The following is a 13887-nucleotide window of genomic DNA, read 5'->3' as shown; positions in this document are numbered from 1 at the left end:
AAAAGGCTTGCATTGTCAAGCCTTTTTTTTGGGCATATTAGATTCGTTACCTTTAAATTAATTATGGACTTTAGATCACGGAGACATGTATTTTCGCTGTTGAATGTCGACTACATTCAACTTAACCGACGATGGAATTATAAAAATATCGTCAGCCCCTATTATCGCCTGTATTATATTGATGAAGGGGATGGGCTTTTATCCAATGAGCAAACGCGGTTGCCCCTTGAGCCAGGCTACATTTATATTGTACCCTCCTTTACACCGTGCAACCTGTATTGCCCTGAATACCTAAGCCAATATTTCATTCAGTTATTCGAGGAATCGCCAGACGGAAGCTCTCTATTCGCGCATAACCGCACCCTGATGAAGGTTCCAGCTTCGGACGCAGATATACTGCTTTTTAAGAAGATCCTGATACTCAATCCTGGCAGAGGGATCAATCGTTCAGACAATCCCAGGGTGTACGAGAAGAATTGCTACTATCGGGAGTACCTGGAGTTGAATAGTCACCAAACATCTTCGGTGTATTACGAAACGCAGGGTATCTTGCTGCAATTGTTATCACGATTCATGACAGATCCGGAGGATCCGGATAAAAATGCGGAGCCTATACCTCAAAAAGTAGTAGATACTATTTCTTATATCCAAATGAATTTACATGCGCCACTCACGATTGCATTTCTTGCGCAAAGAGCCAATCAGCATGTTGACTATTTTTCCCGACAATTTCTCCAACATACCGGAGAAAGACCACTGACTTACATACAGACAAAGCGTATTGAAAGAGCGCAGTATCTTATCGCTACTACCAATTTACCCTACGCGGAAATAGCATCGCAGACAGGGTTTGATAACCTCTCTCATTTTTCCAGGGTATTCAAAAAAATAACCCAGCTGACTCCCGGCACCTACAGGAAAAAAAATCGGCACTAATGCCAGCAGCAGCAACCCTGCTGCCTGAAAAACCTGCAATCGATTTACAGTCGAAAGTTTCACAAAAACGGTCGGATTCATACAAAAGAAAGTCTTTATCAGAAAAAGATGACGCCCCGTCGAGTTCCTAACTTTATGGGCTAGTGGCCTTTTTACGCAGCAAACAAGATAGTAACTGAATTTATCCCTATACCATACTTCTATATCCCTATGAAACTTCTGTTGATATCATTATTAACTGAAGCTCCATTAATGTCATTGCCGTTATGAAAAAAAAGCATTTAACAATTTTAGATCTGGCTCGCCAACTGGGTATTTCCAAATCCACTGTTTCACGGGCGTTGCAGGGCCATCATCAAACGAGTTCCGTGACACGCGATAAGGTGCTTGCGCTTGCAGCCGAGGCAGGATACCAAACTAATCTTATAGCGCAGGGACTTAAAAAACAACAATCCAATATTATTGGTGTCATTGTTCCTGATATTGAGAGGCCATACTATGCAAGTCTTATCAGCAGCATGCAGCAGATTGCCATTCAATATGATTTTCACATGGTGATATGCCAGTCTAAAGATTTGTTCAATATAGAAACAGAAGTGCTGCAATCGCTCCTGCGTTTGCAGGTAGATGGCGTGCTGATGGTACACTCCAAAGAAACCCAAACATTTGATCACATTGAAAAAGTGATCAACAAAGGCATTCCGGTTATACTGATCGACCGGTCGCAAAGCAGTTTTGATATACATCGGGTGGAAAATGATCATTTTGCCGGCGGCTTTGCCATTGGGCAGCACCTGGCACAGGTAGGCTGCCGGGAAATCGCTATAATCGGCGGCCCGGCGCATCTTAAAATGAGCAATCTGCGTATTGAAGGCTGCCAGGCAGGCGCCGCAAGTGCGGGTGTAAACATCACATCGGACAAGATATACTACGGAAATTTCGATCGCAAAACCACGCTGACCATCCTGGATAATATGCTCGCCGCAGAAAAAAGACCGGATGCTATCTTCACCGTTCATGATCGGGGCGCGATTGAAATACTGAAGCAGCTTGAATTCAGGAAGATCATCGTACCAGATGAAATTGCGATTGCCGGATTCGGAAACGAAACCATGTCTAAGTATGTGGTACCGTCTCTTACAACGGTGGAGCAAAACCCTACTAAGGTAGGAGAGCTGGCCGTGGCCACATTGATAAAAGATATCCTTTCCCGGGAAACACCAGTCATACAGCAACATTTTGTCCAGGTAGAACTGATCATACGTGATTCCACACGAAAAGAAATTCCGAGAAATATAAAAAATCGCACGCCTATCTCTGAAGTAAGTTTGTGCAATGAATCAACGGTGGTCAATACTTTTAAACGACTGTTTGCGGAACCTCCCGCTATCACTGTCAGGGCGCCGGGCACTGTCACCGTATGTGGCGACCATACCGATTATCATGACGGAATCCTCCTCTCTGCTTCCATCGATAAAGAAATATATTTCTGTTTATCAGAAAGCCCCGACGATCATTGCCATATTCAATCATTGATGTCCGGTGAGCGGGTTGACTTGCCTTTTGAAGATCTGCACAGCATCTCCAATGGCTGTTGCCACTGGATCACCGGCGTTATAGAAGCATTTCAAAAAGCGAATTTCAGGGTCCGCCCTTTCCGTATGGTATTTGGTGGTAATATCCCGCTAAGAGCGGGTCTTTCGTCTGGCAGCGCCCTGCAATGTGGTTTATTCTTTGCGATTAACAACCTATATGATTTGGGATTGACGAAATCGGAACTGATTCGCCTCGCACATACCGTCAATTATACCCAGTCAGAAATGCAGACTCCCATCATGAATAAATATGCCGCCATGCTCGGAAAGAGGGGGGGCTTCATTAAGCTGGACAGTCAGTCCATGGAATTCGAATACTTACCATTTCCTTGCGAAAAGTATGCAATGATCCTTTGCGATACCGGCGTTCAATATGGACCAGAACACGCACAATCGCATACCCGTATAAGGGAAGGCAGGGAAGCACTGGAGTGTATTGCAGAAAAATATCCCTTTGTGCGCTCTTTCCGTGAAGTGAATAACAGTATGCTGCTGGCAACGAAGGCGCTGATGCGACCCGTTATTTTCAGGAGAAGCCAGTATATCCTGGAAGAAATTGCGAGAGCAGATAAGTCGGTCACCTTGCTGGATAAAAAACAAATCACCCGTTTTGGTGCAGGGATGTATGCTACCCATCATGCCCTGCGCGAGGCATACCAGGTGAGCTGCCCTGAACTCGATTTTGTGGTAGACTGGACACAGCAACAAACCGGGAGCCTCGGCGCCAAAATGATTGGAGAGGGTTTTGGAGGTAGTGTTCTCAGCTTTGTTAAAAAGCCGGTCGCCCTTCAATTTATTGAAAAACTGGAAACAGCCTACCTCCAAAAATTTGGATTCAGTCCCACTATTTATCCTATCCGCATGTCAAATGGTGTGAGTATCCTGGCCTGAATATTCAAATATCTTTTCTGCATACACTTACTTCCAATCGGGATTTTGTTCTAGTTTGTTATTGGCGTTGACCTCATCGAGTGGAATAGGAAAATACCGGTTGCGGGGTTGCGGTTGACGTACTGGATAAACATCATTTACTGCATTGGGAATTACCTGCATAAATGTATTGGTACGGGTAAGATCATACCAGCGGTCTCCTTCTCCAAAAAATTCCCAGCTCCGCTCGCGCAGTACGGAATCAATAAATGGCTGCTGGGCCAGGCCGGAACTGAGGTCCGGCAGCCCGGCACGATCTCTCACTACTTTAATAAAACCATAAGCCTGAGCCGTGGCACCACTGATTCTGGCCGCAGCTTCGGCAGCAATCAGGTACATATCCGGCAACCGGAAGATGGGTACATTTGAAGCGTTACCCGGCGATACCGGATCCATATATTTTTTCAGCAATACTCCTTTCTTTGTGACAGGCGTAATATCCTTCTGTTGCACTACCTGTCCGAGCTTATTAATATAATTGGTATCAAGCAACTTTCTTCTTTTATCAGCCGGATTAAAAGAATCAAAAAAGGACTGGTAAACAAACAGAGAGCCGTAGGTAGCTGCTCCATAGGCAGGGGCATCGCTATTCTTTGGGCCGTACAAACTGTTCAGCTGCGCGCCGAAACCTGGCACCGCGCTCTCGCATTCCAATGCCCACATATTTTCCTGCCGCGCTGCGTCTTCTTTTGAAACATTGTATACATCGGTTACATCAGGCATTAAAGTATATTTACCGGACGCAATGACGGCTTGCGCTTTTTCGAGTGCAATATCCCATTTGCCGATGTATAAAGCGGCTTTAGCATAAAGCGCCATGGCTACTTCTTTGGATGGACGGCCTTTCTGGATAGCAGATGTATAGGTCGGTAATTTGAGTACTGCCTGATCCAGATCGGCAAACACCTGCTTGTACACATCTGCTTCCGGACTTTTAGGCACAATCGCTGAATCAATATTTATACTCGGCGATACCTTGATCACTACATCACGAAAGTTTTTGGCAAGTGTCCAATGATAAAAGGCGCGCAGAAAAAAAGCTTCTCCCAAAATAATATCTCTGCGTACAGGATCCATGGCCGTAGTCGGCACTTTATAAATTACCCAGTTAGCATTTTCTATTCCTGCATAACACGCCTGCCATATGTTCTGCGGTGATTCAAATACACGTGCAAAACTCTTCTGCGTGGTATAATTAGGATCGTAACTGAATAGGGTATAAGTATCGCGCCCAACTACCGGACGGGGATAAATCTGATCCGAACTGAGATCACCTGCGCAGGTGCCGGCAGTATTATAAAGACCAGCCAAAGGGCCATACGCGGCGGTGATGGCCCCTTCTGCATCAGCAGCAGTTTTATAGAATCCATCGGTAAAGATGGAGGAATAAGGCGCTTCGGTTAGCTTGTTGCATGCCGTATGCATTAACAACAGGTGAGCAACACCCACCCCCAATATAATTTTGGCAAAGTATCTCATGTCTGACAAATTTTATTTTCGCGTACTAGAAAAAAAATTACAATCCTAACTGCAATCCTATTATCAGCGACTTCGCAGCAGGATAAACAATATTATCTACTCCAATGACGGTATTGGACCCACCAAACGAATTGACTTCCGGGTCGTATCCGCTATAACGGGTAATGGTAAAGAGATTATTAGCACTGATGTATACTCTTCCGTTTGTAATACCCTTTATCTTTGGCAGTTTATAACCCAGGCTAATATTCTTTAGCCGCACATAGGAACCATCTTCTATAAAGCGATCAGAAACTGGTGTGCGGCCTCCCTGAAAACCGCTGGGATATTCATTATTAGGATTATCAGGCGACCAGCGGTTAGCCATTCCTGCCAATACATTTTTGCCTCCCGGTGCATTTTCGAAGGAGTAACGACTGAGATTAAAAATCTGATTACCCTGCACCGCAGCCAGGAAGAAACTAAGATCCCATGCACCGTACCGCAGGTTGGAAGAAAAACCGACAGTATACTTTGGATTGGCCTGACCGGTAATACGCTGATCGTCGCCGGTAATCTGCTTATCATTATTCAGATCCTTTACTTTTACTCCTCCGGTGCGGCTACCACTGCCTGGCAAGATAGTTTCACCGGTTTGATAAATACCATCGAAAACATAGGTTTTAAATATGCCGAGTGGCTCTCCTACTCTCAACACACTGAATGGGTTCAATACATACTCGCTGGTATTTCCCTGCAGACTTAAAAGTTTGTTGCGGTTAAAAGAGATGTTGGCATTCGCATTCCATTTCAGCTTACCGGTTAATATTTTCGCATCTGCCGATATTTCGAGTCCTTTATTGCGGATGCTGGCGAAATTGCCGGTGATGGAAACATAACCTGAAGAAAGCGGTAAATTCCGCACAAAAAGGAGGTCACGGGTTTCTTTGTCGTAGGCTTCTACCACAAAGTTGATCCGGTCCTGCAAAACACCGAAGTCCAAACCCACCATGGCCTGCGTAGATTTTTCCCAGCGCAGATCCTTATTGGGAATACCCGTTGGGCTAATACCAATAGCATACAAATGATTGAACTGATAATTACTCCCGGGACCTTCCAATGCGAGTGACTGATAAGGTCCGATGGCAGCGGCATTTCCGGTAGCGCCATAGGTGGCCCGTAGTTTAAGATCGCTGATCCATTTGTTATTTTTCAAAAACGGTTCTTCTATTATCCGCCAGGCCATCCCTATTGCGGGAAAGAAACCCCATTTATTATTGGCGCCAAACTTTGAAGCACCATCGTACCGGGCGGTAAGATCGAGGAAGTATTTATTCGCCAGGCCATAGTTAACACGGCCCATATAAGAATTAAGCGCCTCTTTCGTCCGGTTACTGCTCACAGTGCGGTTCAACGATAACTGAATAGCCTCATTGGTAGTAGCATCATTAGGGAAACCATTTGCTGTAATACTATTATCGTTATAGTTGTTGGCCTGCGTAGCCCATACACCCGTGAATTTGACGTTGTGAACACCGAAATCCTTGTTATAGGTGAGAATACTTTCGTGCAACCAATTAAAGGTGTTAATATTGGTCTTACCGGCGCTCCCTGAATTAGGATTTATCTCCGGCTTTCCCAAAATAGAAAGTGGTGAATAAGAATCATTGAGCTGAGAAGACAGATCCACATTAAAATTGGATTTATAAGTAAGATCTTTCAGCAACTTAGCTTCCACATATACATTGATCAGCGAGCGGCGGATATTGCGACGGTTAAGTTTTGCTGCCATTCCAACCGGACTGGGAACTTCCCGGTAGCGGCTATTAAACTGGTCGCTGATAGGATAAGTGCTTCCATCTTCTCTGTAAGGTACCAGTGTCGGTGGTGCACTGAGCGCTGCGCCCAAAATGCCACTGGTCACAGTGGTACCGTCTGTAGGATTGGTATTGGCGGCAATCGCGTTATTGTCGGTATAGCTGGTGAGTATACTAACGCCGGTTTTAACCGCCTTACTTATGTTGTGATCGAGGGTAGCCCGTAGTGAAACACGACTCAAATCAGAATTGATTATAATTCCTTCCTGTTTGAAATAGTTAGCGGAAAGGGAGAAAACAGTTTTCTCGGCGCCTCCGCTTACTGCCAGCTGGTAACTTTGAATAGGCGCCTGACGAAGCACTACATCCTGCCAATCCGTGCCTTTACCCAAACTATCCGGGTTCGGATAAATATTACTATGATATACATCGTTCTCCAGCCTGGCGAAACCTGCTGCATCCAGCATTTTGAGTGTTTTTGTTACTTGTTGGATACCATAAAATGCATCCAGCTGCACTTTTGTAACGCCGGCTTTCCCCCGTTTAGTAGTAATGAGAACAACGCCGTTAGCCGCCCTGGCACCATAAATGGCGGTAGCAGAGGCATCTTTCAGGATATCTACAGATTCTATGTCGGCCGGATTAATGGTCGACAAAGGGCTTACATCTGTAAGACTACCACCATTTGCTATCTGAATGCCATCGATAATAAAAAGAGGTTCAGAAGACCCGTTGATAGAATTTGTTCCCCGGATACGCACGCTGATATTACCTCCGGGCGCCGCATTATTTTGTGTGATTTGCACACCGGGTACGCGGGCAGCAAGCCCCTGCGCGACATTCGAGATGGGCGTTTGCGTGATATCTGCCGCTTTGATAGAGGCAATAGAACCTGTAGTAGCCGCTTTACGTTGCGTACCGTAGCCCACTACCCTCACTTCTCCCAATTGTTTTGTATCTGTTTTAAGCGTTACCTGATACACGGTGCGCTGATCTACTTTCAGCTGCAAGGGCTCAAATCCCTGAGAGGTAAAGAGCAACACCGTCCCCACCGAAATACCTTTGATGCTGAAGTTTCCGCGGGCATTGGTAATGGTAGCGCCGGGGCCATTCTTAGGCTGAACGGTGACGCCAGGTAAAGTACTGCCGTCTTCTGCCACTACTTTACCGGAAATGGTAACAGTTGCCGTTTGTGCCTGACTGGACAAGGCCCCGCTGATAAAAAAAAAGAGCAGTAAAAGTATAGATAACCCCTTTGTGGTACGCTGCCAATAGGCGGCTAGTAAACCATGTTGCATAACATTTTTTTAAAATTGTTAAGAATGAATAAGTAACTGTTCCTCATGGTTTCCAGACAACGAATGTTGTATAAATATTTTTCAGAGAAGAGCTATCATTAAAAAGTAAGGACAAGGCTACGCCTGCATGCCAGTTATTACTGCCAATCAATAAAATACTATCGTATGAAATGGACTATGCGCGTGCTTTCTAATTGTTCCTTGGTTGCTTTACTGCATTTTTAATACCGCTGTTTTTCTAAAACCCCAATATCCATATCCTGCTATATAATTTTCTGCGTATGGTAAGGGGCTCGCTGTGCGAAACACACCTGTAGCCGGTCCTGTTTCTTTCACCACTATCCTCTGCATCGTATCTTCACCTGCTTTTAATTCCACCCATCCATCATCGCGTATATCCGGATGAATATCGAGTGGTGCTTTTAGTTCAATAAAAATCGTCGCACCTTTCTTTACTTTTTTCACCGGCCGGCCGGCGGCGTCCACAAATTGTATGTTAGTCGCATGCAGGGATGCAAAAGTGAGGGTGGCCATCCATCCACGGTTGGAAACAGCCCAGCCTTCCGTAGCATAAGGATGTGATCCAATTTTATCTGTTAAAGTATCAGTTGATTTTATGCTGTTAACCTGATTCGGCAGGCGTGGAAAATCTGCATCCAGCGGAGAACCGTCCAGTGTGCCTCTCACAAGCCCCAGTTTACCAAATCCATTGGGGTGCGCCTGCGGCCAGCCGTATTCCACGCCTTTCCAATATCCATCTATACCCATTCTTTCCGGGCTCTTGTTACTGAAATGTGCTCCCAACGGATTAAGGCCGAATACGAAATTGATTTGCGACCATGCCTGTTCCCTGGCAGCGGGTTTGTTAAGGACATAGGCAGCAGCGAAAATACTTCCACCGAGCGCCGGCGCGCCACCCAGTTCTTTCGTTTTGGGATGCGCCCATTCTGTATCGCTATGCACCCGATACTCCCAGGGATTACGGCAGTTGGAGAGAATAAAATCCAACCAGGCCTGTAGCTTGCCACGTGTACCTGCCGGCGCTTTTTCGGGCGCCACCAGCTCAAAGAATGCCAGCGCCTGGGGAGTAATGTGTTCTGCATTCCTGATCCACCACATATGCCTTGGATTATTAAAATTCCAGTTGCGGATAATATCTTCCGCACTTTCCTCTGCCCAATGCAGAAACTGTTCAGGGTTGCCATCTTTCTCCTGTTGTTCACACAGATACATGAACAGATTGCGAAATACAGATTGGCCAAATGCATTACCCATCTCGTTGAATTCCTGATAACCGGGATCTACCCACTTGGTACTGTAAGTCCAGTAACGCACTTCTTTATCACGATCATAAGCTTTCCAGTTTTCAAGACAGGCATGCCGATAAAGCTGGTACTTTTCTTCGGAGAGATACGGTTTCAGAAAAGTATGATAAGCTGCACATACTGCTGCCAGCTGATCAAGGGTATTCCAGTAATCATAAGTCATTTTGGGAGTGCCTGCATACCCCAGCCAACCGTGCCTGGTGCCCACCGGGCCGTTATACTTCAGGTGGTAGTAAGCAAATTCTGCATGCCATAAAATAAGCGCTATCAAATCCGGAACGGAATCTTTCCCCATTTCTTTTCGCCAGTTATCAAAAAGTGCGGGGTTGGATGCATAGAATAATAATTCAAAGGGAGCTTCGAGGGTAAAGGCTCCCCCGTCGCGGGAAGGGCCGCCACCGTAAACTTTTGCTTCATTCGCATGTTCAGGATCGGTAGACCCACGTACATCTATAAAAAATTCATAGGCCAGTTTTGAAGAAAGCAGTTCCTGGAAAAACGGACTTACCTGGAAAGGCACGGAAGATTTCAATCCCTTTACTTTTGCTACATATTCTTCCTTACCAGGATAGGCAGGATTGAATGCTGTAAAATCGCCGCTATAACGAGCTATTGTACCTTTGTATAAAACACGGCCTGTTGTTGCCCCTTCAATGGTGAATGGTGTGCCATCTGGTATCCCCCAGGCCACGAGGCGTTTGGATTCTCTCGTGTTATATCCTGCCTGGTTAACAAGTACCCTTTGTAAGGCATTGGATTGAGCTATCGCAGACAGTGATAGCACCATCCAAAGAAGCCATATAGCAACAAATATTTTACTCACTTTTTTCAATTGCATTTTTTTCAAATGATTTCAATAAACGATTTTCATGGCATCCGGCAACCGTGTGGCGGGATTCATTAATGCACCACTGGTGTCTGGAATCATCCCTATTTTTAATCGCATCCTACTAACTGATTTAAAATATAATTTAAAGGTTGATCACCTGAGGTATTCCTCCTTCTAACAAAAACTCCCGGATGATACGACCATACCGCACATTGTAAGTACCGGTATGGGAGGCATTGAGCACCACCTTTTCCAACCGGTGGTCGCTCCAATAAATGTCAACCGTTACATTCCCTCTGGCTTTCAGCCCTTTCACATATCCTTCCGGCCATGCATCCGGCAACGCTGGTAGCAAATTAATTTCTCCTTCATGACTCTGCAACAGCATCTCTGCTACGCCAGCCGTGTAACCAAAATTGCCATCGATCTGGAAAGGTGGATGTGCATCAAAAAGATTGGGGTATAATCCGCTTTTTTCTCCCGATCCAGCCGAAACAGCAGGTCGGATGAGCCGTTTCATTTGTTCATGTGCAGAGTTCCCCTGTCTTAGTCTTGCCCAAATATTGATACGCCAGGCCGTACTCCATCCTGTACTTTCCATGCCCCGCGCCAACAATGACCGTTGGGCTGCCCGAGCCCATGCAGGTGTTTCCTTTGGCGTGATCCAATGTCCCGGATATACCGCAAAAAGATGGGAGCTGTGACGATGATGATCCGTAGAATCATCCACATCTTTCATCCACTCCTGCAGTTGTCCCCACCGGCCTATCTGCGGACCTAATAATTTCCCCCGGAGCATAGTCACCTGTTGTTGCATCACCTCATCTGTTTTAAGAATGGCAGCAGCTGCGAGGTAATTGCTAAACAGATCATACACTATCTGCTGATCATAACTGGCGCCCGGATAAGGGCGTTTATCGCCTTCGTTTTTACCCGGACCATGTTCCGGTGACCAGCCATCAGGGGTAATTAAATGACCATCTTCACTTTTAACCAGATGGCTTTCCCAATATTGCACAAGTTCTTTCAGCAACGGATAAGCCCTCTGCCGCAAAAAAACAGTATCGCCCGTAAAAGCATAATGTTCCCAGAAATGTTGTACCAGCCATGCGCTGCCCGGGCGATGCATTCGCCATTTACTTGGGCCACCCATAATATTATTCGTACTATAGGCTACCCAGCCTACTGGTACTTTTAATGCACTATCGTTGCTATGTTTGTTTACTACCGCCAGGTTATCCACCCAGTCGAAATATGGGAAATGGCATTCGGACAAATTGGTAGGTTCCGCCAGCCAGTAATTCATTTGAATGTTGATGTTGGTGGTATATTGAGAATACCATGCAGGTTTCAACTCATCGTTCCAGATCCCCTGCAGATTGGCCGGCAATCCGCCTTTGCGGGAGGAGCTGATCAGGAGATAGCGGCCATACTGGAACAACAGGGCTTCCAACGCAGGATCTGCCACGCCCTTTCTATAAGCCAAAAGCCGCTCCGCTACCGGATTGGAAGATCCGCCACCCAGGTACAATGCTACCCGGTTAAAGAGTGAAGAAAAATCCCGGTAGTGTGCCGTTTGAATTTCTTTAAATGAATTTTTCTGTAATTTATCCAACTGCGCAGAAAGCCTTGCGTGAGGCGCATCGCCCAGGTAATGATAATCAGAGAAAGGTTTGAAACTAGTGCCGGCTACCAATTGCAAGGTTAGTTCATCTGCCTGTTGAATAATCAATGAAGAATCAGTGCGCTGCAGTTGGCCCCCCGTGTGCATTACCTGCACCATGGCTTCGTACTTCATTCCATTTCTTAAGCCGCCGGCAAAAGTAATCCGCGTGCCGCTTACCTGTATTTCCGAAGACCTCACATCCCGCAGCATTATTTCTACACTTATTTTTCCCCGGCGACTCGCCATGGCATGCATAATAAATGCCTGATCCGGATAACTTACAAAATACTGTCTGCTATAATTTGTGCCTGCATAATCGTAACTAACTTCCTGTACACCCTTATTGAGTAACAGTCTTCGCCGATAATTACTGGTATCATGATGCCCCCAGCGGAGATAAATATTTCCGAATGGCTGATAGTATCCTACAGAATCTGTAGTGCCTGTACATAGTGAGCTTTCATTAAACTGAATACGGTCAATATCGGTACCACCAAAAACCATGGCACCCAGGGAGCCGTTACCTGAAGGGTATGCCTCGAGCCAGACATTTGCAGGACGTTGACTGATCAGCTGTAATACTTCCTGCTTCCGGCTTTGGTCTTGTGCCATCCCCCACGGTAAATGGTAAAATAACAATGCTATCAGTACATAAAATTTTCTCATACTACATCTTGTTTTGCGGGAACTTTATTTTGTGTCAGTTGTGGTGCTGTATTTTTATTAGTTCTGGTAGTGGCCCATCCAATCCATATAGCGCCTGCTACAATGCAACTGCCTACTACCATCACAATGTCAGATGCCTTTGTGGCAATGGTGCCGAGCACGAATACGCCCAGTCCCACCAGTGCCATCGCAATAGCGATGACCCGGACACCGAATTTATTCTGCGCTGTGGCAGCCTGGTGTTGTAAAACATCGATGGTTGGTTCCATCGGCTGTTCACGTAAAAAATCGGATACACTGATACATCCACGTAGCTTGTAATACATTTCAAAACTGTACAATAACAACAGCGGCGTAATTTGTCCAACGATCGTTTCCCAGGTTTTATTTAATCTGAAATCAAACATGGCCGGCATGGCCAGTTTCAGGAACAGGTTTACAAACAGCATGGTAATAGTGACGGTTACAACAGAGAAGGCTGTTTGCCGCCGTGAAAATAAACTCCAGATAATGGGTGCACACAAAGCGCCGCCCGCAAAGGAGGCTATACTCAGTACAAAACCCACGATGCCTCCTATTCTTGGTATCAGCAAAGCGATGATCACTGTACAAATACCAAATAGCACTGTAAAAATTCTGGCTACCAAAATCTGTTCTTTTTCACTGGCACCTATCCGGATCAGTTTCTTATAAATATCAGTGGCAAAAACAGTAGCCGCCAGATTAATAGTGGTATTCGCCTTGCTGGACGTAGCCGAAATCATTCCTGCCAGCACCAGCCCAATCAACCCGGCAGGCAATACTTTCTGGCATACCATCATATAAGCACCTTCTGCGCCAAGACCGGCCAGATCAGGATTCATGATCCGGTAAATCATGGGAGGAATCATCCAGATAACAGGGCTGACAAGATACAGGACGGTAAAAAGCCACGCTACTTTCTCCGCGCTTTTTTCATTTCTAACACTGGTATATCGTTGTACATAACTCCAGTTACCGCCTATATACATGGTTTGATAAACAACGAAAGCCAGCATAAACGGAATCGTATATTCATCATTAAACAGTTTGAAGAAATCCGGGGGGGCTTTGGCAACAAGATTGGCAGGCCCTCCGATGTGTTCAAAAGCAATGGGGATCACAATCAATACAGAAGCGGTAAGGATCACAAACTGCACCACATCTGTTACCAGCACCGCCCACAATCCTCCGGCGGCTGTATACAGGGCAATAATCACCCCGATGATGATGATACAGGTTTCCAGCGAATAAGGTGTGGCCACCTGCACCATTTTCCCTACCGGATATAATACAGAAGCAGTAGTGAAAAGACTCAGTCCCAATACCAGGTAAGTATAGAATTGCTG

General features: G+C 45.7%; 7 protein-coding genes. 2 read left to right on the top strand and 5 right to left on the bottom strand.

Annotation, left to right across the window (positions count from 1 at the left end):
• Positions 1 to 366: 366 nt before the first annotated feature.
• Together VIP81_RS26255 and VIP81_RS26250 are read left to right on the top strand one after the other, a co-directional pair.
• Positions 367 to 936: an AraC family transcriptional regulator gene (locus VIP81_RS26255; RefSeq protein WP_331968242.1), complete on the top strand. Its 570-nt coding sequence runs from the start codon at positions 367 to 369 to the stop codon at positions 934 to 936.
• Between the two features lie 266 nt (positions 937 to 1202).
• A complete protein-coding gene (locus VIP81_RS26250; RefSeq protein ID WP_331968239.1) occupies positions 1203 to 3422 on the top strand; it encodes a substrate-binding domain-containing protein in 2220 nt (739 codons plus the stop codon).
• 27 nt (positions 3423 to 3449) lie between these two features.
• Here VIP81_RS26250 and VIP81_RS26245 read toward each other — a convergent pair whose 3' ends face one another.
• The 5 genes from VIP81_RS26245 to VIP81_RS26225 all read right to left on the bottom strand — a co-directional run.
• Positions 3450 to 4940 carry a RagB/SusD family nutrient uptake outer membrane protein gene (locus tag VIP81_RS26245; RefSeq protein ID WP_331968236.1) on the bottom strand — a complete coding sequence of 497 codons (1491 nt, stop codon included), beginning with the start codon at positions 4938 to 4940 and terminating at the stop codon, positions 3450 to 3452.
• 37 nt (positions 4941 to 4977) lie between these two features.
• Positions 4978 to 8034, bottom strand: coding sequence for a TonB-dependent receptor (locus VIP81_RS26240; RefSeq protein WP_331968233.1), 3057 nt, complete (start codon positions 8032 to 8034; stop codon positions 4978 to 4980).
• 210 nt (positions 8035 to 8244) lie between these two features.
• Positions 8245 to 10197 carry a hypothetical protein gene (locus VIP81_RS26235; protein ID WP_331968230.1) on the bottom strand — a complete coding sequence of 651 codons (1953 nt, stop codon included), beginning with the start codon at positions 10195 to 10197 and terminating at the stop codon, positions 8245 to 8247.
• A 133-nt stretch (positions 10198 to 10330) separates the two neighbouring features.
• A complete protein-coding gene (locus VIP81_RS26230) occupies positions 10331 to 12520 on the bottom strand; it encodes a glycoside hydrolase family 95 protein (protein WP_331968227.1) in 2190 nt (729 codons plus the stop codon).
• A partial coding sequence (locus tag VIP81_RS26225; protein WP_331968224.1) for a sodium:solute symporter family transporter occupies positions 12517 to 13887 on the bottom strand: 1371 nt, incomplete at its 5' end. The genes VIP81_RS26225 and VIP81_RS26230, both read right to left, overlap by 4 nt.

The organism is Chitinophaga sp., from assembly GCF_036566945.1.
In the GTDB taxonomy this organism is placed as follows: domain Bacteria; phylum Bacteroidota; class Bacteroidia; order Chitinophagales; family Chitinophagaceae; genus Chitinophaga.
This window is presented reverse-complemented; position numbering and strand designations above follow the sequence as displayed.